The sequence below is a fragment of the Mesorhizobium sp. Root554 genome (assembly GCF_001427025.1).
Lineage (GTDB): Bacteria > Pseudomonadota > Alphaproteobacteria > Rhizobiales > Rhizobiaceae > Mesorhizobium.
In genome coordinates this window covers 2,692,813-2,717,703 of sequence record NZ_LMGA01000001.1, presented here as the reverse complement: position 1 = coordinate 2,717,703, position 24,891 = coordinate 2,692,813, and the positions used below count along the sequence as shown (strand labels likewise).

Genomic DNA, 24,891 nt, shown 5'->3' with positions numbered 1-24,891 from the left:
GAGCGAGCCGGCGTCCTTGGCCGCCTGATACTTGGCGCTGCACTCGGCCATGCTCAGGCCCTTTGCGTCGTCGTTGGCGGCTGCCTTGGTTGTCTTCTTGGCGGGCTTCGTCTCAGCAGCCGTGGTTGCGCCGGCGGCGCATTCGGTCTTGCGGAAATCGTTCCATNNGAGCGAGCCGGCGTCCTTGGCCGCCTGATACTTGGCGCTGCACTCGGCCATGCTCAGGCCCTTGGTGTCGTCGTTGGCGGCTGCCTTGGCGGTCTTCTCAGCAGCCTTTGTCTCAGCGGCCTTGGTCGCCTTCTTGGCCGGTTTCGCGGTCTCGGCGCTGGCGTCCGTGCCGCATTCGGCGGCGCGGAACTGATTCCACGTCTTGCCGTCGAGCGAGCCGGCGTCCTTGGCGGCGTTATATTTGGTGCTGCATTCGGCCATGGTCAGTGCGCTGGCCGGCGAAGCCAGAAACAGCGCCACCACGGCAAGTGCGGATAGTTTCAAAAATCGGTCGATGAGCATGGCTGTTCTCCGTTATGCCGTCCTCAATGAACTGCTACGAGCAATAACGCTCAACGGCCGGTTGCGCCAGATGCTATTGCCAGCCTCAGGGAAGCATTCATATGGAGGTTGCTCATCAAGCGTCATGAATTGTTGCCGAATCATGGTGGATTCCGCTAAAAACGAACCGTTTACGAAGACTTGGTAACATACGATCATACAATGTGATCGTTATGCTCGGGGGGATTGTGGCATGAGAGCCGCGATCGGGGACAACCGACAGGGACAAACACTGCATGACCGGACGTTATTTCGGCACCGACGGAATTCGCGGGCGGGCCAATAAATTTCCCATGACGGCGGAAGTGGCCATGCGCGTCGGCATGGCGGCGGGTCTTTCTTTCCAGCGCGGCAGCCATCGCCACCGCGTCGTGCTCGGCAAGGATACGCGGCTGTCAGGCTACATGATCGAAAACGCGCTGGTGGCCGGTCTGTGCGCCGCCGGCATGGACGTCTTCCTGCTTGGCCCCATTCCGACGCCAGCCGTGGCCATGCTGGTCCGGTCGCTGCGCGCCGACATCGGCGTCATGATCTCGGCCTCGCACAACCCTTACCACGACAATGGCATCAAGCTGTTCGGCCCCGACGGTTACAAGCTTTCCGACCAGATCGAGGCGCGTATCGAGGCCATGCTCGATGACGACATCGAAATGGCGCTTGCCGATTCCGACGGACTCGGCCGGGCCAAGCGGGTGGACGGCGTGCATGACCGCTATATCGAGTTCGCCAAGCGCACGCTGCCGCGCTCAATGTCGCTGTCGGGCCTGCGTATCGTCGTCGACTGCGCCAATGGCGCGGCCTACAAGGTGGCGCCCGCGGCGCTTTGGGAACTGGGCGCCGACGTGGTTGCCATCAATGTCGATCCCAACGGCATCAACATCAACAAGGAATGCGGCTCGACCGATCCGGCCGAACTGCAGCGGAAAGTCCACGAAGTGCGCGCCGACATCGGCATTGCGCTGGATGGCGACGCCGACCGTGTCGTCATCGTCGACGAGCAGGGTGAACTGGTCGACGGCGACCAGATCATGGCGCTCATTGCGGAGTCCTGGCATCAGAACGGCAGGCTGGCAGGCGGCGGCGTGGTTTCCACCATCATGTCGAACCTCGGCCTCGAACGCTTCCTGGGCGGACTGAAGCTGCAACTCCACCGCACCAAGGTCGGTGACCGCTATGTCGTCGAGCACATGCGCGAACATGGGCTCAATGTCGGCGGCGAGCAGTCCGGCCACATTGTGCTGTCGGATTTCTCCACCACCGGCGACGGACTGGTGTCGGCGCTGCAGGTGCTCGCCTGCATCAAGCGCGCCAACAAGCCGGTCAGCGAGGTGGCGAAGAAGTTCGAGCCGGTGCCGCAATTGCTCAAGAATGTCCATATCTCCGGCGGCAAGCCGCTGGAGGACGCGCCTGTCAAGGCGGCCATCGAGGATGCACGCATCCGCCTCGGCAAGGGCGGCCGTCTGGTCATCAGGCCTTCGGGAACCGAGCCGCTGATCCGGGTGATGGCGGAAGGCGACGACCAGAAGCTGGTCGAAACCGTGGTGGACGATCTGGTCGAAGTCATCTCGCACGCCCGCAGCGCCGCCTGATCCCTCATTCCTGTCTTGAAAAAGGCCCGCTTCGGCGGGCTTTTTAGTATGTGCTGACAATTGCAAACCGGCTCGATCATTCAACTCCTAAACATTCTTGGTTAAAGAGCAGGGTTAAAGGCCTTTTAACCTTTGCAATTCATTATCCACGCCTGAGGCCAATCAATCGGCGCGTCATCGGCTCCGATACTCCCAGGGGTGACCAGAATGTTCAATTTCGCAAGGAAAGCGGCGCTCGCGGCGGCGGCGGTTTGCCTGGCCGTGCCGGTAATGGCCGCAGACTACAACCCGCCGGTCGAAGAGCTGCCGGAGCCGGTTGCGGCTGCGCCGGTCTATGAAGAGGCTGACTATGGCGGCTGGTATCTACGCGGCGATGTCGACTATCACTGGTCGAAGTTCCGTGGCGCCGATTACGTCGTCTACGGGCCGCCGCCGGGAACCAATTCTTTCAACTTCGGCAAGCTCAAGGGCGCCATGTCGCTCGGCGCCGGTGTCGGCTATCAGGTCAACAACCACTTCCGCGTCGATGTGACCGGCGACTGGTTCTCCAAGTCGAAATTCCGTGGCCAGACGACCGGCACCTGCGGCGGCGGCATCGTCTGCCAGTCAGTCGATACCACGTCCTATTCGGCGCTGCTCCTGCTGGCCAATGCCTATGCCGACCTCGGCACCTGGCACGGCGTGACGCCTTATGTCGGCGCCGGTATCGGCGGCGCCTACCTGAAATGGGACACGCTGCACAACAGCAATAATGACGGCGATTTCTACCATCGCGGCGGCAAGGGCTGGCGCTTCGCTTACGCGGTGATGGCTGGCGCCTCCTACTGCCTCACCGACCGCACCAAGCTCGATCTGGGCTATCGTTTCAGCCATATCAATGGCGGCGAGATGTTCGGCTACGCCAATGGCGGCGGACCTGGCTACGACAAGGGCATCAACGTCCACGAGGTTCGCGGCGGCCTGCGCTACCAGTTCGGCAGATCGGATTGCGCGCAGCCCGAGCCGGTGGCCTACGAGCCTCCGCCGGAGCCGATCTATACCAAGTAATCTCCTGGGATTATTCGACCTCAAAACACCCGGCTCGCTGCCGGGTGTTTTTCGTTTGTCGAACCGGCTTGTGAACTAAATCCCTAACCCTCTGTTAGCCTTAACCGCCACTTAACCACTATGGTTAACAATGCTCCCAGACGAACAGCCGGTCGCAGTATGGCGACATGGGGAGTGGGTGACATGAACTTGAAATCGCGTGCCGCGCTGGCGCTCGCAGCGCTAGCCTTCTCGCCGCTGCCGCAGGCTCTCGCGGCGGATTACGATCCGCCCGTCTATGTCGAGGAAACGCCGGAATACACGCCCGTCGAAGTTGGCTCGGGCTGGTATCTGCGTGGCGACATTGGCTACAACGTCAACAAGTCGCCTTATGACGTCTCGTTCAATGGCACCGACTCGGAGGGGTCGCGGATCAATGGCGGCCTCGGCGTAGGCTATCATTTCACGGACTATTTCCGTGGCGACATCAACCTCGGGTTCCTGTCGCACGACAAATACAACTGGACGAACGGCATCGACTCGATCCGGGCTGAAAGCAATATCTGGGGCGGCATGGCCAATGGCTATTTCGATCTTGGTACGATCGCGGGCTTCACGCCCTATATCGGCGCTGGTGTCGGTATGCTCCATTCGAGCCGGAAGGTCGACGATACTTTCCTCGGCATCTCCGAGCGCGATACGCAATATGCCTTCGCGTACTCGCTGGGCGCCGGCCTTGCCTACAAGGTGGCGCAGAACACTTCCGTCGATCTGGGCTACCAGTACGTATCGGCTCCGGGCCTCGAATATTTCGACATCCCAACGGGGAGCATGGAGAAGGGCCTCGATTACCACCAGGTCAGGGTCGGCCTGCGCTACGATCTCTGGTAGACGCGGTTCCGTTTCGCCAATCGACGGCGGGCTTCGGCCCGCCTTTTTCGTTTCCGGCTATACTGGCGCGGTTCGCCTCTGTTCTGTCAGCGACGGAAACTTTGTTCTTGACGCCGGCCGCCTGAAAGAATATCGCCGTCCGTGGGCCACCCCTCCCCAACGAGGGGCTTACTATCTGGAAGGATAGACCACGATGACGACACTCCCCAAGCCCGGGCTCCGCCCGGCAAATCCCAATTTTTCATCAGGTCCCTGCGCAAAACGTCCCGGCTGGTCGGTCGAGGCGCTAAAGGATGCCGCGCTGGGGCGCTCGCATCGCGCCAAGATCGGCAAGACCAAGCTCGAACAGGCCATCGCCCTGACCCGCGAAGTGCTGGAAGTGCCGGCGGATTACCGCATCGGCATCGTCCCGGCCTCCGACACCGGCGCGGTCGAGATGGCGCTGTGGTCGCTGCTGGGCGAACGCGGCGTCGACATGGTCGCCTGGGAGTCCTTCGGCTCCGGCTGGGTCACCGATGTGCTCAAGCAATTGAAGCTCGCCGATGCGCGCAAGATCGAGGCCGGCTATGGCAAGCTGCCTGATCTGTCGCAGATCGATTTCGACCGTGACGTCGTCTTCACCTGGAACGGCACCACCTCCGGCGTGCGGGTGCCGAACGCCGATTTCATCCCGGCCGATCGCGAGGGCCTGACCATCTGCGATGCGACCTCGGCGGCCTTTGCGCAGAAGCTCGATTTCGCCAAGCTCGACGTCGTCACCTTCTCCTGGCAGAAGGCGCTTGGCGGCGAGGGCGCACATGGCGTGCTGATCCTCAGCCCGCGCGCCGTCGAACGGCTGGAGACCTACAAGCCAGCCTGGCCGCTGCCGAAAATCTTCCGTCTGACCTCCGGCGGCAAGCTGATCGAAGGCATCTTCAAGGGCGAGACCATCAACACGCCGTCGATGCTGTGCGTCGAGGACTATCTCGACGCGCTCAACTGGGCGAAGTCGCTCGGCGGATTGAAGGCGCTGGTCGCCCGCGCCGACGCCAATTTCGCGGTGCTGGACGGCTTCGTGCAGAAATCGTCGTGGCTCGGTCATCTGGCCGTCGAGCCGGCGACCCGCTCCAACACCTCGGTGTGCCTGTCGATCGTCGATCCGGACGTGACCGCGCTCGACGCGGACGGCCAGGCGGCCTTCGCCAAGGGTCTGGTTACGGCGCTCGACAAGGAGGGCGTGGCCTATGACATCGGCGCCTATCGCGACGCGCCTCCTGGCCTGCGCATCTGGTGCGGCGCGACGGTCGAGACATCCGACCTCGAAGCGCTCCGCGCATGGCTCGAATGGGCTTTCGCCGGCCAGAAGGCCGCGCTCAAGGCCGCGGCCTGATCTTTCCGGGGCGGCGTCGCCGACGCCGTCCGTTCCCTTCCACATCATTCTTCTTCAAGGAGGCCATGATGGCGCCCCGCGTTCTCGTATCAGACAAACTTTCGCCCACCGCCGTGCAGATCTTCAAGGATCGCGGCGTCGACGTCGACTACCTGCCGGACCTCGGCAAGGACAAGGAAAAGCTCGCCGAAGTGATCGGCAAGTATGACGGGCTGGCAATCCGCTCGGCCACCAAGGCCACCGAAAAACTGATCGCCGCCGCGACCAACCTCAAGGTGATCGGCCGCGCCGGCATCGGCGTCGACAATGTCGACATTCCCGCCGCCTCGCGGCGCGGCATCATCGTCATGAACACGCCCTTCGGCAATTCCATCACCACTGCCGAACACGCGGTCGCGATGATCTTCGCGCTGGCCCGCCAGATCCCCGAGGCCAACGCCTCCACCCATGCCGGCAAGTGGGAGAAGAACCGCTTCATGGGCGTCGAGATCACCGGCAAGACGCTCGGCGTCATCGGTTGCGGCAATATCGGTTCGATCGTCGCGACGCGCGGCGTCGGCCTGAAGATGCACGTGATCGCCTTCGATCCGTTCCTGTCCGAGCAGCGGGCCTCGGAGCTGGGTGTCGAGAAGGTCGAGCTGGACGAGCTTTTCACCCGCTCGGACTTCATCACGCTGCACACGCCGCTGACCGACAAGACGCGCAACATCATCGACGCCACGGCCATCGCGAAGATGAAGAATGGCGTGCGCATCATCAACTGCGCGCGTGGCGGCCTGGTCGTCGAAGCCGACCTGATCGCGGCGCTGAAGAGCGGCAAGGTCGCGGGCGCGGGTATCGACGTGTTCGAGGTGGAGCCGGCTGAACGCAACGAGCTGTTCGGCATGGAGAATGTGGTGGCGACGCCGCATCTGGGCGCGTCAACCACGGAAGCGCAGGAGAACGTCGCTTTGCAGGTGGCCGAGCAGATGGCAGACTATCTGGTCAAGGGCGCGGTCACCAACGCCATCAACATGCCTTCGATCACCGCAGAGGAAGCGCCTCGTCTCAAGCCTTTCGTCAAGCTGGCGGAAGTGCTGGGCGCGTTCGTGGGCCAGGCGACGGAAGAGCCGATCCAGGAAGTCGAAATCCTGTTCGACGGCGCGACGGCGCAGATGAATACGCGCGCGCTGATCTCAGCCGCGCTCGCCGGGCTGATCCGGCCGCAGGTCGCCGACGTCAACATGGTTTCGGCGCCGATCATGGTGAAGGAGCGCGGCATCATCGTCGCCGAGGTCAAGCGTGACAAGTCCGGCGTCTTCGACGGCTATATCAAGCTGACGGTGAAGACAGCACAAAAGACACGCTCAATCGCCGGCACGTGCTTCTCCGACGGCAAGCCGCGTTTCATCCAGATCAAGGGCATCAACCTCGACGCCGAGGTGGGGGAGCACATGCTCTACACCACCAACGCAGATACGCCCGGCATGATCGGCCTGCTCGGCACCATATGCGGCAAGAACGGCGTCAATATCGCCAATTTCCAGCTCGGCCGCGACAGGCAGGGTGGCGATGCGATCGCGCTCCTCTATCTCGATGCGCCGTTCCCCGAAAAAGTGCTTGCGGAGCTTCGCGCAAACGAGTCCATCAAATCGGCGCGGCCGTTGCATTTCGACGTCGGCGGGATCTAGCCGCTGCTTGCATCAGTGTTGAAAAGGCGCGCGGTCCTGGGCGCGCCTTTTTTATGACCGGGCCAATGAAAAGGTCGTATCTGTCACAACAAGCCATACTGCCGGACTGGCAGTTTACAGCCATGCGGCGGAGGAACCTGGACCGATGAGCCAAGAGATGACAATTCCCGCCGAAGGCACTTTCCTTGGCCGTGCTTTTGCCGAAGGCTGGCCGCATCCGGCCGTCGTCACCATTCGTGACGGCATGGTGATAGACATTACGTCTCCTGTCGCGCCTACCAGCCGGGACATCTGCGAACTGGACGAGCCGGCAACCTATGTCGTCAGAGCCGAAGGAAAGCCGCTCGGTGCGCTCGCCGATATCGTCGCCAACAGCATGGCGGCGCGGCGCGACACATCAAAACCCTATCTGCTTTCGCCGGTCGATCTGCAGGCGGTCAAAGCTTCGGGCGTCACCTTCGTGGTGTCGCTACTCGAACGCGTCATCGAGGAGCAGGCGCGCGGCTCCGCGGAAAAGGCCGATCTTATCCGTGCCGATATTGCCGGTCTTATCGGCCATGATCTCTCCAAGCTGAAGCCGGGATCGGCCGAGGCGGCAAGGGTGAAGGCGAAGCTGATCGAACGCGGTGTATGGTCGCAATATCTGGAAGTCGGTATCGGCCCCGATGCCGAAATCTTTACCAAATGCCAGCCGATGGCGTCGGTCGGGCACGGCGCTGACGTCGGGCTGCATCCGATATCGACATGGAACAATCCCGAACCGGAAGTGGCGGTCGTCGCTTCGAGCCGGGGCAGGATCGTCGGCGCGACGCTCGGCAACGATGTCAATCTGCGCGACGTCGAGGGGCGCTCGGCACTGCTGCTCGGCAAGGCCAAGGACAACAACGCATCGGCATCGCTCGGCCCCTTCATACGCCTGTTCGACGAGACGTTTTCGCTCGATGACGTCAAGACGGCGCAGGTCGGCCTGAAGGTCGAGGGCGGGGACGGTTTCGTGCTGGAGGGCGTCAGCTCCATGGTCGAAATCAGCCGTTCGCCGGAAGACCTCGTCGCCGCGGCGATCGGCGAGCATCACCAGTATCCGGATGGATTGGCCCTTTACCTTGGCACCATGTTCGCGCCTGCGAAGGACCGGGGCGAGGCCGGCAAGGGCTTCACCCACAAGAATGGCGACATCGTCACCATATCGTCGGAGAAGCTTGGCGCGCTGGTCAACCGGGTGCGGTTGTCGACGGAATGCCCGCCCTGGCGTTACGGCGCCAGCCACCTGATGCGGGATCTGGCGAAGGCCGGGCTCATCTGATCTGGGTCTTGTTGGCCTGTATCGCCGCCGCATGACGGCGGCCGCCATGCTCGGCCAGCCAGATGCCACCGAAGACAAGCGCCAGCGCCACGGCGTGGTAACCGTGGAAAGTCTCGCCGAGCAGCAAGATTGAAAACAGCGTGCCGAAGATCGGCACGAGGTTTATGAACAGGCCGGCACGGTTGGCGCCGATCAGCTCATTGCCGCGGATATAGGCGGCCTGCGAAATCACCGAGGCGCCAAGGGCTGTGTACAGGACGATCGCCCAGCCGGTCGTGTCCGGGAACACCGCCTTGCCGGCGACCGTTTCCCAGGCGAGGAACGGAATCGACGTGACCAGCGCCGCGGCGCACAGCACCAGCATCAGCGTCTGCCATTGGATAGGCGGCTTGAGGCGCAGCGCGATCGAATAGCCGCTGTAAAGGACGATGGCGATCAGCATGATGGCGTCGCCGAAATTCAAGTCGAGCTTCAGCAGTTGACGTGGATCGCCATGGCTGGCGGTCAGCACGACGCCGCCAACGGTCAAAACGACACCGACAAGTTGCATCCAGCCGGCACGCAGGCGGAAGAAGAGGAAATTGCCGACGATGATGAGGATCGGCATGCCGGCCTGCTCGATGGAGACGTTGATCGCAGTGGTGTAATTCAGCGCTACGTAGAAGATGGCGTTGAACAGGGTGAAGCCGCCGGCGCCGAGAAGGGTGAGCAGGACGATATGCCGGCGCACCAGCGGCCAGTCCTGGATAAAAGTGCGCCAGCCCAAGGGCAGCATGATGGCTGTCGCCACCACCCAGCGCAGGAACACCAGCGTCATCGGCGAAATATGTCCCGCCGCCCACTTGCCGGCGATGGCGTTGCCGCCCCACAGGACAGTGGTCAAAAGCAGCAGGGCATAGGCGGAGCGATGGTTCATGACAGGCTTCCTGTGGCAGACCATGCCGACCTATGACCGCTGCTGCGCCAAGTAAATGATGCGAAAGGCGAAAATTGTTGTGCCTCGAAGCCGTCAACTGGCCAAACAATGGTCGCACAGAGTGGTTGTTGACGTTATAGAGGCCTGTCGTTTTGTAACCGTATTGGATACAGCCTATCCGATACGGTTGCAGCGCGTTGGCCGTTCGACGGGTGGCCGGACGCGGGTTTTCAGGATCGAAGGGAAGAAACATGGCCAATGTGGTTGTCGTCGGCTCGCAGTGGGGCGACGAGGGCAAGGGCAAGATCGTCGACTGGCTGTCCGAGCGCGCCGACGTGGTGGTGCGGTTTCAGGGCGGCCACAATGCCGGGCATACGCTCGTCGTCGACGGCAAGGTCTACAAACTGTCGCTTCTGCCTTCGGGCGTGGTGCGTGAGGGCAAGCTCTCCATCATCGGCAATGGCGTCGTCTTCGATCCGCACGCCTTTGTCGCCGAGATGGAAAAGCTCAGGGGCCAGGGCATCGAGGTGACGCCGGAGCGCCTGAAAATAGCCGAAAACACAGCGCTTATTCTTTCGGTACACCGGGAATTGGACGGATTCCGCGAGGACGCCGCTTCGAATTCCGGTACCAAGATCGGTACGACGCGCCGCGGCATCGGGCCTGCCTACGAAGACAAGGTCGGGCGCCGCGCGGTGAGGGTAATGGACCTGGCGGATTTGGAAACGCTGCCGCTGAAAGTGGATAGGCTGCTGACGCACCACAACGCGCTCAGGCGGGGCCTCGGCCATGCCGAGGTTTCGCATGATGCGATCATGCAGGAATTAACGTCGGTCGCCGATGCGATCCTGCCTTACATGGATCGCGTGTGGAAGGTGCTCGACGACCGCCGCCGCGCCGGCGAACGCATCCTGTTCGAAGGCGCGCAGGGCACACTGCTCGACATCGATCACGGCACCTATCCGTTCGTGACCTCCTCCAACACGGTGGCCGGACAAGCGGCGGCGGGCGCAGGCGTCGGTCCGGGTGCATTGAGCTATGTGCTCGGCATAACCAAGGCCTATACGACGCGCGTCGGCGAAGGCCCGTTCCCGACTGAACAGCAGAACGAGATCGGCGAATTCCTTGGCACGCGCGGACACGAGTTCGGCGTCGTCACCGGGCGCAAGCGTCGCTGCGGCTGGTTCGATGCGGTGCTGGTGCGCCAGGCCGTCGCCGTCAACGGCATCAAGGGCATCGCGCTGACCAAGCTCGACGTGCTGGACGGAATGGATGAGATCAAGGTCTGCACCGGCTACCTGCTCGACGGCGAGCCGATCGACTATCTGCCGGCCAGCCAGGGCGCGCAGGCGCGGGTGCAGCCTATCTACGAAACGCTGGAAGGCTGGAAGGGAACGACAGCCGGGGCGCGAAGCTGGAACGACCTGCCTGCGCAGGCCGTTAAGTATGTACGGTATATCGAGGAACTCATCGGCGCGCCGGTGGCGCTGCTTTCCACCAGTCCGGAGCGGGACGACACGATACTTGTGACCGATCCGTTTCAAGACTAATCATGGCGCTTCTCCGGGCATTTGCGGCTGATTTGGCGGGGCCAGCGCGGAAGCGAGAATTACAGGTCGACTGAAGCATGGCAGATTTCGTTGCGGTTCTGAGAAAGACGCTCGACGGTCTCGGCGAGACAACGCCGGAGGTGCGCGCCAAGGTATACGACAAGGCCCGTTCGACAATCGCGGGTAAGCTTGCCGCTCTTGACCCGCCGCCGGCTCCGGCCGTCGCTGATCGTCAGCGCCGCGCGCTTGAAGACGCCATCTCGACCATCGAGCGCGACTACACCCGCAAGGCGCCGGAACTCGATCCGCTGGCGGAACTGGAAAACATCTTCTCCTCGATAGACCGCAACAGAAACCAGCCGAACCACGTGCGGCCTGCTGCCAAGGTCGAACCGGCGTGGCAGCGTCCGCAGCCAGAGGCGAGACCGCCCGAACAGGTGCAGAAACCGGCCGTTCCGCCGCAGATGCCGCCCCTGCCGCCTTTGGCGGGTAGCACGTATAATCGCGCGTCCCCTCCGCCCACGCCCATTGCACCTGCGAAGTCCGCAGCATCGGCAGGTCCGGCCATTGAGAAAAAGCCCGTGGCCGAGAACAGGCCACCTTTATTCATCCCGGACGAGGATGCCGATACGTTCGACCAACTGGACAGCTATGAACGCAAGCGCGGCTATGGCGGGCTGATCGCGGCGGCGATCGCGCTGCTGGTGGTGGCAGGCGGCGGTTACGGCATCTGGCTCAACCAGGATGCCTTCAAGTCGATGCTGGGTATCGGACAGAGTGAGGTCGCCTCGAATAAGCCGATCGAAGCGACACCGGCTACTCCTGCGCCGCAGAAGCCTGGCGCGCCGACTCAGCCTCCGGCCCCCGCCGGCGACGCGGCGAGCGGCGAAGCCCCCAAATTCACGCAACGCCTGCAGCCGGACGGCAAGGAAACGGATCCCGGTCCGGCCGGCGGCGAAAGCGGCGTCGGCGAAGGAACCTCGGTCGTCGCGCTGACGACGCCCCCGCCGGCTATCGCGCCAGGCGCCCCGGCGGCCAGCACTCCCGGGCCGGCCGCCCCCGCCTCCGAAAGCGGGACGGCGCCGGCCGCGGGCACGCCTCCGACCAATCCGGCGACCCCGCCTGCTGCCCCGGCCAACCCTTCCGCGGAGCAGGCTTTGGCGGTTGGCCAGAAAGCGATCTTCTACGAAGAGCGGACCAGCGTTGCCCAAGGGTCGGCCGAGCCCGGTAATATCGTCTGGTCTATCGTGCAGGAATCACCCGGCGGCGACGCGCCGCCTGAACCGGCGATCCGCGCCGAGGCGACAATTCCCGGCAAGGATATCCAGCTGCGCATGACGATCCGTCGCAATGCCGACCAGACTTTGCCGGCCAGCCACATCATCGAGATGATTTTCCTGACGCCCGACGGCATTGAGGGCGGCGGCATCGACAATGTCCTGCGCGTGGCGATGAAGGCGTCGGAACAGGAAGCCGGCAGCCCGCTGATCGGCATTCCGGCCAAGATCGCCGACGGCTTCTTCCTGGTGGCGCTCAACGACACCAAGGCCGAGGAAGACACCAATCTCGCTCTGCTGCGCAACCAGGACTGGATCGACATACCGGTGGTCTACAAGTCCGGCCGGCGAGCCCTGCTGACCGTGGAAAAGGGTATTCCCGGTGACAAGGTGTTCGATGAGGCGATGCAGGCATGGCAAGCCAAGGCCGCCACAGCTGCGCCAGCCAGCGGCGGCTGACGGATCGTCGCCGCGCAGACCTTAGCCCCTTTTAATTGACGGACCTCAGTGCGCCGCTGAAGGCGCTCAGATGCCTGATCCGTAAAGTTCCTGCTCGTCGCCGTCCCACGGCCTTGGCAGCGTCGCGCTCGGCTCGGCGCCAGCGCTCGCGCTGGGCATCGGCATCCAGCATTTCAGTTCGGTTTCAGGATACTCGATCATGTGGCCGGGATAGGAATCGTTGGCGCGCCAGCCTTCGATGCCGTGCTGATCGGCTCTCGCCCAGTATGCCACGTCCACCTCGGCTGGCCCCTGCTCGGAAGACTTTATGGTCACGAGGATCCGGCTGCCATCCTTGGGCGCGCTCGTCATCTGGCGCCATCGAACCGGTTCGCTCATGCTATCCTCCGAGGTTTCCGCGGCGAACGTCGCCGCCTTCCTATCCTATCTAGAGCAAGCGGCGCGTCGAGGCCAATTATCCGGAAGGGTCGCGTTCCTAGCCCTCCAGTTCCTCGCGCAGCATCTCGAGCTCCAGCCACTCCTCCTCGAGCGCGGCGAGGGCGAGGCGCTCCTTGTCCAGCGCGGCAATGGTCTTCTGGAAGCCGCCCGGGTCACGCTCGTAGTAGGCCGGATCGGCGATGTTGTTTTCCAGCCGCGCGATCGACGCGTTCACCGCCTCGATCTTCTTCGGCAGCGCTTCCAGCGCGAATTTCTGCTTGAATGACAGTTTGCTTGCGGCCCTGGGTGCGGCCTGCGGCTTTTGCGAAGAGGGGGATGGGGGATTGGCATCCGTCCGCTGTCGTTTGCGGTCGTCCAGCCTCTTGCCGCCGCGCTGCGCCAGCATGTCGGAATAGCCGCCGGCATATTCGATCCACCGTCCCTCGGCATCGGGGGCGATGATGGAGGTGACCGTGCGGTCGAGGAAATCGCGGTCGTGGCTGACCAGCAACACCGTGCCGGCGAAACCGGCGACCAGCTCCTGCAGCAGCTCCAGCGTCTCCATGTCGAGGTCGTTGGTAGGCTCGTCCAGCACCAGAAGATTGGCCGGCCTTGCCAGAACCCGCGCCAGGATAAGGCGAGCCCGTTCGCCGCCGGACAGTTCGCGCACCGGCGTACGCGCCTGTTCCGGCTTGAACAGGAAGTCCTTCATGTAGGAGACGACGTGGCGCTGCTCGCCATTGACGACAAGGTTCTCGCCGCGACCGTCTGTCAGGTAGTGTGCCAGCGTTTCGGACGGATCGACTGCCTCGCGTTTCTGGTCGAGCGTGGCGATCTCGAGATTGACGCCGAGCCGCACCCTGCCGGCGTCGGGAGCCAACTCTCCGGTCAGCATTTTCAGCAGCGTCGTTTTGCCGGCGCCGTTCGGGCCGACCAGCCCGACACGGTCGCCGCGCTGGATGCGGGTCGAGAAACCTTTCACCACGGTCAGGTCGCCGAAGCTTTTTTCTATAGCCTTGGCCTCGATCACCAGCTTGCCGGATTCGGCGGCGTCGCTGGCGACTAGCGTCGCATTGCCCTCGGCGCCGCGATGGGTGCGGAAACGCTGGCGCATTGCCTGCAGGTCGCCGAGCCTGCGCATGTTGCGCTTGCGGCGCGCCGTCACGCCGTAGCGCAGCCAGTGCTCCTCGCGCACGATCTGTCGGCCGAGCTTATGCTGGTCGCGCTCTTCTTCTTCCAGCACCTGGTCCCGCCATTCCTCGAAATGGGAGAAGCCCTTGTCGAGGCGGCGTGTCTGGCCGCGATCCAGCCACACCGTGGCGCGCGTCACCCGTTCGAGGAAGCGGCGGTCGTGCGAGATGAGGATAAGCGCTGACGACGTGCGCGCAAGCTCCTCCTCCAGCCATTCGATGACCGAAAGGTCGAGATGGTTTGTCGGCTCGTCGAGCAGCAGAATGTCGGGTTCCGGGGCCATGACGCGGGCGAGTGCCGCGCGGCGCGCCTCGCCGCCGGAGAGATCGGCTGGGTTCTCTTCACCGGTGAGGCCGAGATGCTCCATCAGATAAGTAGCGCGATGCGGATCGTCAGCGGGTCCGAGGCCGCTTTCGACATAGGCGCGAACCGAGTTGAAACCTTCCATGTCCGGCATTTGCGGCAGGTAGCGGATGGTCGCGGTGGGCTGGCGGAAAAGCTCACCATCCTGCGCTTCGACCAGTCCCGCGGCAATTTTCAGCAGGGTCGATTTGCCGGAACCATTGCGCCCGACCAGCGCGATCTTGTCGCCGGCGGACGCCGTCAGGTCGGCGCCGTCAAGAAGTGGCGCGCCACCGAAGGTCAAGCGTATGCCGGCGAGGTTGAGGAGCGGCGGAGCCATGATTGCTTTCAGAATTCCGGATAGGGATGGGCGAGAAGCATTGCGCGGCCTTGCGCAAGGCCGATTTCGAGCTTTCCCTTGACCTGGTTGGAGATCGTCAGCGACGAACCGAACGGCACCTCTACACTGGTCAGTGGCCATTTCGCGCCGGTGACGGTCAGGCCATCGAGATCGGAGAAGCCGAGGATGGAAAACAGCGTCTCGTCGTCGTAGTCGTAGCCGGCGCTGCCCGGCAGAAGGGGAATGCCTTCCTGCGCACCGCTGCTCAGGATCACGCCGACACCCATCTCCGCCAGCCGGAGCGCCAAGGTGAGATGCAGGAAGGCGTGGTCGGCGCGAGGGCCGCCAAAAGCGCCCGCCAGCACCAGTGCGGTAGCGCCGCGCTCGCGGGCGACCGCGACGGCCAGTTCGCCGTCAGTCATGTCCTTTTCCGGCGGAAAGGTCTGGCGCGGAACTTTGGCGAGTTCGGTCGGCAAGTTTGCCGGAACGGAATCGAAGTCGCCGACCCAGAGTTCGGGCAGCACATCCAGCATAGTTGCGTGGGCGATCCCTGCGTCGGCGGCGATCACCGGCGTGCCGGCGATCTGGCGGCGCAACCGTGGCGTGGCGACAAGCTCGCCGCCGAGCAGGATTGTGAAAAGGCTCATGGCCGAGGCCTCTATCAGGGCCTGCACCAGAGCGGAAGCCTTAACGCGCAAGACGCCTGCCGGCGGCAAGTGTCGGAACTTCCGCTTGATCGGCAGTTGAAGCCGCACTATGTCTCACATCGCTCTAACGGGGTGCCGACCGCAATCTTTTTGCGGCTGCTGAGAGGTTTTCGAACCAACCCGTCGAACCTGATCCGGCTTGCACCGGCGGAGGGATTTAGACGCTAGCCAAAGGCGCCGCTTCCCCTGTCAATCGAATGAAGGAGGCGCCAATGCGCATCAGTGGTTTCGTTGGTTTCACCGCATTCGCACTTGCGACCCTTGCCGCTACCGCCCCGGCTGCCGCCAAGGACAAGCTCACCGTCTACACCTATGAGAGCTTCACCGCCGAATGGGGTCCCGGCCCGCTGGTGAAGAAGAATTTCGAGGCGAGTTGCGATTGCGAGGTTTCATTCGTCTCCGTTGCCGACGGAGTGGCGTTGCTCAACCGCGTGAAGCTGGAAGGCGCGTCCACCAAGGCCGATATCGTGCTCGGGCTCGACACCAATCTGACCGCCGACGCCAAGGCGGCGGGCCTGTTCGTGCCCCATGGGCCGGTTTCCGATGTCGATGTACCCGGAGGCTGGAGTGACGACACTTTCGTGCCGTTCGACTACGGCTATTTCGCCGTCGTCTACGACACGGAGAAACTGAAGACCCCGCCGCAAAGCCTGAAGGAACTGGTCGAGGGCGATCCAGGCCAGAAGATCGTCATCCAGGATCCGCGCACCTCCACGCCAGGCCTCGGCCTGGTGCTTTGGGTCAAGGCGGTCTATGGCGACAAGGCGGCGGACGCCTGGGCAAAGCTCAAGGGCAGGGTGCTGACGGTGACGCCGGGATGGAGCGAAGCGTACGGGCTGTTCACCAAGGGCGAAGCGCCGATGGTGCTGTCCTACACGACCTCGCCGGCCTACCACATGATTTCCGAGAAGACCGAGCGCTACCAGGCCGCTTCGTTCAGCGAGGGGCATTATCTGCAGGTCGAGGTCGCCGGCATCACCACGACGGGCGCGAAGAACCCGCTGGCGGAAAAGTTCATGGCCTTCATGACCGGGCCGGGTTTCCAGGATGCCATTCCGGAAACCAACTGGATGTTTCCGGCCGGCAAGATGGACAAGCCGCTCGATCCGGCTTTCGACAGGCTGGTCAAGCCGGCAAAGAGCCTGGTCTTCAGTCCCGACGAGGTGGCGAAGAACCGTAAAGACTGGGTGGATGAATGGCTGGCCGTGATGAGCCGGTGAAGGCCGCGCCCGACACCCGCATCACCGCCGGCGTCATCGCGCTGGGCCTCATCGCCATCCTGGTCGGCGGCGCGTTCGCCGGGTTGATCGCGGAAGGCGCCGGAAACCTCGCCGGTGCGGCGGCCGCGTTCGACGGCTATCTGTTTCGTATCGCGCGCTTCACGCTGTGGCAGGCGGCGCTGTCGACATTGCTGTCGGTCGCGCCAGCGTTGTTCGTGGCGCGGGCGCTGTCGCGTCATCCGGTGTTCTTCGGCCGCACGCTCATCCTGCAATTGTTCGCCCTGCCGCTGGCGCTGCCGGCGATCGTCGCGGCGCTCGGCGTGCTGGCGCTGTATGGGCGCGCCGGCTATTTCGCCGATCTGCTGAGCGTGGGTGGCCAGAATTGGCCCGGCATCTATGGCCTTTCCGGCATTCTGGTGGCGCATGTATTCTTCAACCTGCCTCTCGCCACGCGCCTTTTCCTCGAAGCGCTGCAGGCCGTTCCCTCAGATCAGTGGCGGCTTTCCAGCCAGCTGGGCATGCGGGCCCCGGCCACATTCCGGCTGATCGAATGGCCGGCGCTGCGGGCTGCGCTGCCGGGAGTCGCGGGGCTGGTCTTCATGCTGTGCATCACCTCCTTCACCATCGTGCTGACATTGGGCGGCGGCCCTGCCGCCTCGACGCTGGAAGTCGCCATCTACCAAGCGCTGCGGTTCGACTTCGATCCGGCCCGCGCGGTATCGCTGACGCTGATCCAGATCGGGCTGACGTTACTGGTGGTCGGTGCGTTGGCGCGGCTTGGCGCCAGCATGACGGGTGACGCCAACCTGCCAGTGGCGCCGCGCCGCTATCTGTCGGCCGGCAACCTCGAAACGGTGCTGAACGCTGTGCTCATCCTGCTGGCGCTCGCCTTCGTCGCCGGCCCGATGGCGGCGACCGTGATGGCCGGTCTTGGCGCCGATCTCGGTCGGCTTGCCGGCGAGGCGGCGGTGAGGCAGGCAACCATGACCAGTCTCGTGCTGGCTTGCCTTTCGGCTGCCCTGTCGGTGGCGATCTCGCTGTCGCTCGTCATGGCGCGCAGGGCGCTGGCGATTCGACGGCGCAGCGAGCGGCGGTCTCTGCTGGAGCTGTTGTCCGATACCGGTCCGGCCTTCGTGCTAGTGGTGCCGCCCATCGTGCTCGGCGCCGGATGGTTTGTCCTGCTGCGCCATGTCGCCGATGTTTTCGCGATCGCGCCGGTGATGGTGGTGGCGGTGAATGCGATGATGGCAATGCCTTTCGCCCTGCGCGCGCTCCGGCCGGCCTACGATGCGGCGAGCGAACGGCATGAGCGGCTTTGCGCGCAACTCGGCGTAGCTGGCTGGACCCGCCTGCTGCTGATCGACTGGCCTCCATTGCGCCGGCCGCTGGCAACGGCGTTCTCCTTCGCCATGGCGCTGTCGCTGGGCGATCTCGGCGTGATCGCGCTTTTCGGCAGCGATTCCGTGCAGACGCTGCCCTATCTTCTGCTGGCGCGCATGGGCAGCTACCGTACCGCCGACGCGGCCGGTTTGGCGCTTCTGCTCGGCCTTGCCTGCCTGGCGCTGGTGCTGGCCGCCGATCGGCTCGGAAAGGGACGTGAAGCATGAACGCCGTGCAGAAGGCCGCATCGGTCAGCCTCGACAAGGTGACGTTCGGCTATGGCGACGTGACGTTTTCATTCGACGCGATGTTCGAACCGGGCAAGATCACGGCGATCATGGGGCCCAGCGGCTCGGGCAAGTCCACCCTGCTCAATCTGGTCGCCGGTTTCGAGACGCCGGACGCCGGCAAGGTGCTGATCGATGAAACGGATGTGACGACCAGTTCACCCGCCATGCGTCCGGTCTCGATGGTGTTCCAGGAGAACAATCTGTTCGCGCACCTCAGCGTCGAGCAGAATGTCGGCCTCGGCCGTTCGGCGTCGATGCGGCTGACACCGGATGACCGCGCGGCGGTGGCCGAGGCGCTCGGCCGCGCCGGTCTGGCCGGTAAGGAGAAGCGCCTGCCGCGCGAATTGTCCGGCGGCGAGCGCCAGCGGGTCGCGCTTGCACGCGTCCTGGTGCGTGACCGGCCGGTGCTTTTGCTGGACGAGCCCTTCGCCTCGCTTGGCCCGGCGCTGCGCACCGACATGCTGGAGCTTGTAACTGCATTGCATGCCGAGCGCGGCATGACGGTGCTGTTCGTCACGCATCAGCCCGACGACGCGCGGCGGATCGCCAGCGCCATGCTGTTTCTGGAGGACGGCAAGGTTGCTGCCAGCGGTCCGATCGAGAAATTCTTTGCCGGGACTGGACCCGAAGCGTTCCGGCGCTATATGGGCGCGGAGACGCCAGTGGCTCAATCACGGCATGTTGCCCGGAAGCCGACATAATTTACGGTCACACCGGGCCTTGCGAGCGGGGCGTTTGCTTGCCAATGACCAGTGACTATGGCTAGTTCCGCACAGACCGGTGCGGCCTGATTTGCCTAGCCTGTAGCCGAAAGGAATGCCGATCTGACGACCGGCCCCGACATGCTGAGATTGAAGAAGCGAGCCAAGGCGTGGGCGCGCGGCATTGCCATGGCCGCGGTAGGCCTGTCGCTGGCTGCCTGCCAGTCGATCATGCCGGATTCGGTGCAGGAATCGGGCTTCCAGCCGTCGAACAAGCCGGTCACGGTCGACAACGTCACCGCCAACAACAAGCTGGCCGAGCTGGCAAGGGCGCAGCATCCGCGTATCCTGGCGACTTATGGCGGCGAGTATTCGGACCCGAAGCTCGAACGCATGGTGGCGAAGGTCGTCGGCAGCCTGACGACGGTTTCGGCCAATCCGACGCAGAACTACCGCATCACCATCCTGAACTCGCCCAACGTGAACGCCTTCGCGCTGCCGGGCGGCTATCTCTACATCACCCGCGGCCTGCTGGCGCTGGCCAACGACTCGTCCGAGCTGGCCGCCGTCATCGCCCACGAAATGGGCCATGTGACGGCCAATCATGGACTGCAGCGGCAGCAGAAGGAGGCCGAGGAGGTCCTGGCGACGAAGGTCGTTTCAGACGTTCTCGGCGACAATCCCGCCGCCAAGGCGGCGCTGATCCGCGGCAAGCTCAGGATGGCGCAGTTTTCGCGCAACCAGGAGCTGGAGGCCGATGCCGTCGGCATCAAGTCGGTGGGCGAGGCGGGGTACGATCCCTACGCGGCCGGGCGCTTCCTGCAGTCGATGTCGGCCTACACCGATTTCCGCTCGATCAGCGGCGCGACCGACGCCAGCCTGGATTTCCTGGCGACGCATCCGAACACCCCGCAGCGCATCGAACTGGCGCAGCGCCACGCGCGCAATTTCGGCCAGCCGGGGGTCGGGACGCGCGACCGCGATTCCTATCTGGCCGGCATAGACGGGCTGTTGTACGGCGACACGCCCGAAGAAGGCTATGTGCGGGGCAATGTCTTCATGCATCCGGGGCTTGGCGTCTCGTTCGCCGTGCCGGAAGGCTTCGTCATCGACAACACCGCCGCGGCCGTTACCGCGACAGGACCGGGCGACATCGCCGTGCGGTTCGACGGGGTGTCGATCGACAAGGGCAAGTCCCTGCCGGACTACATCCGCAGCGGTTGGGTAGCCGGGCTGGATGAGGCCAGTGTTCGGCCGGAAACCATCAACGGCAACGAGGCGGCCTTCGCCACGGCCCGCGCCGACGGCTGGCAGTTCGATATCACTGTCATCCGCGCCGGCGGGCAGGTTTATCGCCTGCTCACCGCTGCGCCAGCCGCCAGCACGGCGCTCGATCCGGTGGCGCGTTCGGTCAGCACCTCATTCCGCGTCCTGAGCCCTTCCGAAAAGGCGGCGCTGAAGCCGTTGCGCATCCGCATCGTCACTGTGCAGCCGGGCCAGACCATGGGCTCGCTCGCGGCCCAAATGGTCGGTGTCGATCGCAAGCTCGATCTCTTCCGCGTGCTGAATGCGATGGCGCCGGGAGCAAGCGTGTCGAGCGGCGACAAGGTCAAGATCGTCACCGACCGCTAGAGCACGGTCAGCTGCAAGTTTGAGTCGATGCCTTCGATCGACTATCCTTGGGCGGTTGAACAGCGGGGTGAACGCAATGCCCACCACCTCCAAAACCATTGCCGGGAAGGCAGAAGACAAATCGGCTGCTGCCAAAGGCAGCGTAACAGCGCGAAAACCGGGCGTGGCAAAACCGCAACCGGCCAAGGCTGGCCGGCCGGTCCGTCTCTCCGGCGGCAATCCGCAGGTCGCGAAAGGCCACGGCGACGCGCCGGTGCAGGCCTATATCGCGGCCATGCCGGGTTGGAAACGCGAGGTCGGGCGCCGCCTCGACGCGCTCATCGTGAAAACCGTTGCGGACGTCCAAAAGGCGGTCAAATGGAACTCGCCATTTTATGGAATGGAGGACCAGCACTCGTTCCTCAGCTTTCATGTTTTCGACAAATACATCAAGGTGGCTTTCTTCCGTGGTGCTGCGCTCGATCCCGTCCCGCCGGTCGCTTCCAGGCAGAAGGACGTCCGGTATTTTCATATCCATGAGGGTGACGCGCTCGATGAATCCCGATTCACCGCATGGGTGAAGCAGGCCAGCAAATTGCCCGGCGAGAAAATGTGAACGAGGCCTAACCGCCCGGCACAAAATGACGGGAAAGGGAGATCGAACGTGAAGAAAAGTGGGTCGCGGAGCGACGAGGAAATATCCCCCTCGCAGCGGATCGACGGGAAGATCAAGGAGTTAAGCGACTGGCGTGGCGAGACGCTCGCCCGTGTGCGAAAGCTCATCCAGAAGGCCGACCCGGAAGTGGTCGAGGAATGGAAGTGGCGCGGGGTTCCGGTGTGGGAGCATGACGGGATCATCTGCACCGGCGAAACCTACAAGGCTGTGGTGAAGCTGACCTTCGCCAAGGGCGCGTCGCTGGACGACCCATCAGGCCTGTTCAACTCCAGTCTCGACGGCAACCCCAGGCGCGCCATCGACATATCAAAGGGTGAAGAGATCGACGAAAAGGCGCTCATGGCGCTCATTCGCAGCGCCGTGGCCCTGAACGCCTCGACGCGCGCCCGGAAGAAACAAAAGCAGGCTTCTTCCGGCGGTTGAGCCGGTCATACGCCTGCACTGGAAAACGTGCCGCCCGATCTGGCTCAGGCAGCCAGAAATTCCGGATTCTGCCGGACCAGCGCCACCTTGAGCTTTTCCATCGCCCGGGCTTCGATTTGGCGCACCCGTTCCTTGGAGATACCGAGCGTAGCGCCCAGTTGCTCCAGCGTAGCGCCTTCATCGGTGAGACGCCGTTCCTCGATGATCTGCAGCTCGCGCGCGTTCAGCGCACCCAGCGCAGATTTCAGCCAGCCGGTGCGGCGCTCGACATCGATGGTGTCGCCGACCACCTCGTCCGGCAGCGGATCGTCGGCGACAAGGAAATCCATACGCTCGGCCGCGCCGTTGTCGTCGGCGAGCGGCGCGTTGAGCGAACTGTCGGGAGCCGACAGCCGGGAATCCATCATCGCCACGTCGGTTTCAGAGACGCCGAGGGCGGCGGAAATCTCGCGGTAGAGTGTTTCGTTGGAAAGCGGTTCGGACCCGGTGGCAAGGCGGGCGCGGAGACGCCGCAGGTTGAAGAACAGGGCTTTTTGCGCCGAAGACGTGCCGCCGCGAACGATGGACCAGTTGCGCAGGATGTAGTCCTGCATCGATGCGCGAATCCACCAGGTGGCATAGGTCGAGAAGCGGACCTCGCGTTCCGGCTCGAAACGGCAAGCCGCTTCAAGCAGGCCGACATGGCCTTCCTGGATGAGATCGCCAACGGGCAATCCGAAATGACGGAACTTGGCCGCCATGGCGATGACCAGACGCATATGCGACAGCGTGATCTGGTGCAGCGCATGCTGGTCGTGGTTCTCCTTCCATCGGACGGCGAGTTGATGTTCCTCCTCGCGTTCCAGATAAGGAGCCTTCATGGCGGTGCGGATGAATGCACGTCCGGCACTGTCTTCCATCATCCGATTTCTCCGCCTGATTTCAGGAACCTGAACCGTTCCGCGACGGTCTTGAAACGTTGCCGCGGCGCCCTAGGACGGGCGTATAACGAGGCGGGGAGGGCGATTGTTCCGTACCGGCCGCGCCGATGCCTGAAAATAAATGCACTTTTCAGCGGAAGAGCGGAATGGATGGGCCGGCAGCTATTGGTCGCGCTGGGATGAAAAAGCCAAATCCAGGCCGACGAAAAAGAAAAGCCCGGCGCGAGGCCGGGCTTTAGACATTCAAATGGAAGGCGCTGCTTACGCGGCCTCTTCCTGCTCGGATTCCTCATTGTCGGCCTTGGCGCCGCGCTTGGGACCCTTGTTGAGGTTGACCTCGATAAGGCGCACCGCCTCGGTTTCCGACATGCGGTTCACCGCGGCGATTTCACGCGCCATACGGTCGAGCGCGGCTTCGTAGAGCTGCCGTTCGGAATAGGACTGCTCCGGCTGGTTGTCGGCGCGATAGAGATCGCGGACGACTTCGGAAATGGAAATAAGGTCGCCAGAATTGATCTTGGCGTCATATTCCTGCGCGCGGCGCGACCACATGGTGCGCTTGACGCGGGCGCGGCCCTGAACAACCTTGAGCGCGCGATCGACATAGTCAGTCTCGCTGAGCTTGCGCATACCGATCGAGGTCGCCTTGGCGACCGGAACCTTGAGGCGCATCTTGTCCTTCTGGAAGTCGATCACGAACAGTTCCAGCTTGTGCCCGGCAACTTCCTGCTCGTCGATGGAGACAATCTGACCGACGCCATGCGCCGGATAGACGATATATTCACCGGTCTTGAAGCCGTGACGCCCGGTTGTCGCGCTCTTCTTCGGGGGGGTCATCGTTGCCATTACGCCCTGGACTCCTTAATTTTGCCGCCGGCGGATGCCGGCCTAACCCAAACGGCGAGCCGACAAGGCCCTGCCTCTGCCGCACAACAGGTGAAACCAGCCGGACAAGCCAAACGGCAAACGCGAACTGCGTTGCCGGGCCCAGATTTCTCTGGTCCGGAGTGGAGATTTCACCTTTCAGTGATTAGGGCGTTCGCGCCATCAATCGACGTTGTGTCACCGGCATGTCCGGGATGTGTAGCACAAAAAGTCGGAAGAATCAACAATTTGCTGCATACGCGAAGAGACGCCCTGTCAAGGCGGTTAATGCAGCCATGACATTTCGTCCCGTAAGCGCCGGTCCATGCGGTCAGGCTTCAGTCGCCTTGGCCGGGTTCGGGGGAAAAGTATTTTTCGAACTTTTCCGTCTGGCCGTCAAACTGCTTGGCGTCGTCGGGCGCTTCCCTCTTGACGGCAATGTTCGGCCACTTTTCGGCGTATTCGGCGTTGACCTGCAGCCATTTGTCGAGGCCGCTTTCGGTGTCCGCCTTGATAGCGTCAGCGGGGCATTCCGGCTCGCAAACGCCACAGTCGATGCATTCATCCGGATGGATGACGAGCATGTTCTCGCCTTCGTAGAAGCAATCGACCGGACAAACCTCGACGCAGTCCATGTATTTGCATTTTATGCAATTGTCAGTAACGACATAAGTCATCAATTGGCTCCGGGAACGCCCCGTCTTTCTAAGTCTTTTGAGCGGTGAGTAACGCCTTTGCCGAGCGCTTGCAAGGGTCAGCCATGCCGGCTGCTGGCTGCTGGAGGAAACGTTTTTTCTTTCCTTGCCGGAGCGGGGTCAATTGTTGTCGAAAAGCCTGTCGGTCTGGCGACGTTGTTTCTTGGTGGGGCGGCCGCTGCCTGCCTCGCGCACGGGAACCAGCGCGGTCGGCAAGGTCGTTTTGGCCATGGTCTCCTGCGGAGACAGGTCTTCGTAAAGGCTGCGCGCCTCTTCTGCCGGCCCGCGCCGAAGACCGTTGTCGACGATCTTCCAGATCAGGATACGCCGATCGAGCGTGATGGTCAGCACGTCGCCCGGCTTGACCGTGTCGGAGGCCTGTTCCGCCTTGTCGCCGTTGATGCGAACTCGTCCCGCCACGACGAGCTTGGCGGCGAGAGAGCGCGATTTCACAGCGCGGGCGAAAAACAGCCATTTGTCGATGCGCTGCCGGCCCGCTGCGACCATCGAATCGA

At 63.3% G+C, this 24,891-nt stretch carries 22 protein-coding genes, 1 pseudogene and 1 riboswitch; of the genes and pseudogenes, 14 read left to right on the top strand and 9 right to left on the bottom strand.

Annotation, left to right across the window (positions count from 1 at the left end; translation table 11 throughout):
* Positions 1-168: 168 nt before the first annotated feature.
* Positions 169-510, bottom strand: a pseudogene (locus ASD44_RS18780) (hypothetical protein); the annotation flags it as partial.
* A gap of 275 nt (positions 511-785) precedes the next feature.
* On the opposite strand from ASD44_RS18780, the gene glmM reads away from it, so the two are divergent.
* The 6 genes from glmM (at position 786) to ASD44_RS13245 (ending at position 8,397) form a co-directional block, all read left to right on the top strand.
* The gene (gene glmM, locus ASD44_RS13270; RefSeq protein WP_056112738.1) at positions 786-2,138 is read left to right on the top strand and encodes a phosphoglucosamine mutase; all 1,353 of its coding nucleotides are present in this window, start codon (positions 786-788) and stop codon (positions 2,136-2,138) included.
* Positions 2,139-2,345: 207 nt separating this feature from the next.
* Positions 2,346-3,185 (top strand): outer membrane protein, encoded by an 840-nt coding sequence (locus tag ASD44_RS13265; RefSeq protein ID WP_056112735.1) that lies wholly within the window; start codon positions 2,346-2,348, stop codon positions 3,183-3,185.
* 183 nt (positions 3,186-3,368) lie between these two features.
* Positions 3,369-4,055 (top strand): outer membrane protein, encoded by a 687-nt coding sequence (locus ASD44_RS13260; protein WP_056112732.1) that lies wholly within the window; start codon positions 3,369-3,371, stop codon positions 4,053-4,055.
* A 193-nt stretch (positions 4,056-4,248) separates the two neighbouring features.
* Positions 4,249-5,424 carry a phosphoserine transaminase gene (locus ASD44_RS13255; protein ID WP_056112730.1) on the top strand — a complete coding sequence of 392 codons (1,176 nt, stop codon included), beginning with the start codon at positions 4,249-4,251 and terminating at the stop codon, positions 5,422-5,424.
* 68 nt (positions 5,425-5,492) lie between these two features.
* Positions 5,493-7,094 (top strand): phosphoglycerate dehydrogenase, encoded by a 1,602-nt coding sequence (gene serA / locus ASD44_RS13250; protein WP_056116145.1) that lies wholly within the window; start codon positions 5,493-5,495, stop codon positions 7,092-7,094.
* 145 nt (positions 7,095-7,239) lie between these two features.
* Positions 7,240-8,397, top strand: a complete 1,158-nt coding sequence (locus ASD44_RS13245) for a fumarylacetoacetate hydrolase family protein (protein ID WP_056112727.1) — start codon at positions 7,240-7,242, stop codon at positions 8,395-8,397.
* On the opposite strand, the gene ASD44_RS13240 is transcribed toward ASD44_RS13245, so the two are convergent.
* Entirely contained in the window at positions 8,390-9,313 is a 924-nt protein-coding gene (locus tag ASD44_RS13240; protein WP_056116141.1) for a DMT family transporter, read from the bottom strand. The two genes, ASD44_RS13245 and ASD44_RS13240, sit on opposite strands and share 8 nt — an antisense overlap.
* A 251-nt stretch (positions 9,314-9,564) precedes the next feature.
* Here ASD44_RS13240 and ASD44_RS13235 point away from each other — a divergent pair, with 251 nt between their 5' ends.
* Positions 9,565-10,863 (top strand): adenylosuccinate synthase, encoded by a 1,299-nt coding sequence (locus ASD44_RS13235; RefSeq protein ID WP_056112724.1) that lies wholly within the window; start codon positions 9,565-9,567, stop codon positions 10,861-10,863.
* 77 nt (positions 10,864-10,940) lie between these two features.
* The gene (locus tag ASD44_RS13230; protein WP_056112721.1) at positions 10,941-12,599 is read left to right on the top strand and encodes a hypothetical protein; all 1,659 of its coding nucleotides are present in this window, start codon (positions 10,941-10,943) and stop codon (positions 12,597-12,599) included.
* A 66-nt stretch (positions 12,600-12,665) separates the two neighbouring features.
* Here the strand turns inward: ASD44_RS13230 and ASD44_RS13225 are convergent, their stop codons facing one another.
* The 3 genes from ASD44_RS13225 to ASD44_RS13215 all read right to left on the bottom strand — a co-directional run bounded on the left by ASD44_RS13225 (position 12,666) and on the right by ASD44_RS13215 (position 15,536).
* Complete coding sequence (locus ASD44_RS13225; protein WP_056112716.1) at positions 12,666-12,977, bottom strand: hypothetical protein; 312 nt, start codon at positions 12,975-12,977, stop codon at positions 12,666-12,668.
* 97 nt (positions 12,978-13,074) lie between these two features.
* Complete coding sequence (locus ASD44_RS13220) at positions 13,075-14,889, bottom strand: ABC-F family ATP-binding cassette domain-containing protein (protein ID WP_056112713.1); 1,815 nt, start codon at positions 14,887-14,889, stop codon at positions 13,075-13,077.
* Positions 14,890-14,897: 8 nt separating this feature from the next.
* Positions 14,898-15,536, bottom strand: a complete 639-nt coding sequence (locus ASD44_RS13215; protein ID WP_056116139.1) for a thiamine diphosphokinase — start codon at positions 15,534-15,536, stop codon at positions 14,898-14,900.
* 118 nt (positions 15,537-15,654) lie between these two features.
* Positions 15,655-15,770, top strand: a riboswitch (TPP riboswitch).
* Between the two features lie 38 nt (positions 15,771-15,808).
* Between ASD44_RS13215 and thiB the strand changes: the two genes are divergently transcribed.
* The 6 genes from thiB (at position 15,809) to ASD44_RS13185 (ending at position 21,897) form a co-directional block, all read left to right on the top strand.
* Entirely contained in the window at positions 15,809-16,816 is a 1,008-nt protein-coding gene (gene thiB, locus ASD44_RS13210) for a thiamine ABC transporter substrate binding subunit (protein WP_056116136.1), read from the top strand.
* Positions 16,792-18,423: a thiamine/thiamine pyrophosphate ABC transporter permease gene (gene thiP / locus ASD44_RS13205; protein ID WP_056112709.1), complete on the top strand. Its 1,632-nt coding sequence runs from the start codon at positions 16,792-16,794 to the stop codon at positions 18,421-18,423. Before thiB ends, thiP begins: the two co-directional genes overlap by 25 nt.
* Entirely contained in the window at positions 18,420-19,187 is a 768-nt protein-coding gene (gene thiQ / locus ASD44_RS13200) for a thiamine ABC transporter ATP-binding protein (protein WP_056112706.1), read from the top strand. The genes thiP and thiQ overlap by 4 nt, the downstream gene beginning before the upstream one ends.
* 141 nt (positions 19,188-19,328) lie before the next feature.
* On the top strand, positions 19,329-20,819 hold the full coding sequence (locus ASD44_RS13195) for a M48 family metalloprotease (RefSeq protein ID WP_056112703.1): 1,491 nt from the start codon (positions 19,329-19,331) through the stop codon (positions 20,817-20,819).
* 97 nt (positions 20,820-20,916) lie between these two features.
* Positions 20,917-21,414, top strand: a complete 498-nt coding sequence (locus ASD44_RS13190; protein WP_244478835.1) for a DUF1801 domain-containing protein — start codon at positions 20,917-20,919, stop codon at positions 21,412-21,414.
* A gap of 48 nt (positions 21,415-21,462) precedes the next feature.
* On the top strand, positions 21,463-21,897 hold the full coding sequence (locus tag ASD44_RS13185) for a DUF1801 domain-containing protein (RefSeq protein WP_056112700.1): 435 nt from the start codon (positions 21,463-21,465) through the stop codon (positions 21,895-21,897).
* Between the two features lie 44 nt (positions 21,898-21,941).
* Here the strand turns inward: ASD44_RS13185 and ASD44_RS13180 are convergent, their stop codons facing one another.
* The 4 genes from ASD44_RS13180 to ASD44_RS13165 all read right to left on the bottom strand — a co-directional run bounded on the left by ASD44_RS13180 (position 21,942) and on the right by ASD44_RS13165 (position 24,883).
* Entirely contained in the window at positions 21,942-22,799 is an 858-nt protein-coding gene (locus tag ASD44_RS13180) for an RNA polymerase factor sigma-32 (RefSeq protein ID WP_056112697.1), read from the bottom strand.
* A gap of 279 nt (positions 22,800-23,078) precedes the next feature.
* The gene (locus ASD44_RS13175; protein WP_082542472.1) at positions 23,079-23,663 is read right to left on the bottom strand and encodes a CarD family transcriptional regulator; all 585 of its coding nucleotides are present in this window, start codon (positions 23,661-23,663) and stop codon (positions 23,079-23,081) included.
* Between the two features lie 356 nt (positions 23,664-24,019).
* The gene (fdxA, locus tag ASD44_RS13170; RefSeq protein WP_056112693.1) at positions 24,020-24,358 is read right to left on the bottom strand and encodes a ferredoxin FdxA; all 339 of its coding nucleotides are present in this window, start codon (positions 24,356-24,358) and stop codon (positions 24,020-24,022) included.
* Positions 24,359-24,496: 138 nt separating this feature from the next.
* Positions 24,497-24,883, bottom strand: coding sequence for an RNA-binding S4 domain-containing protein (locus ASD44_RS13165; RefSeq protein WP_056112690.1), 387 nt, complete (start codon positions 24,881-24,883; stop codon positions 24,497-24,499).
* Positions 24,884-24,891: the final 8 nt, after the last annotated feature.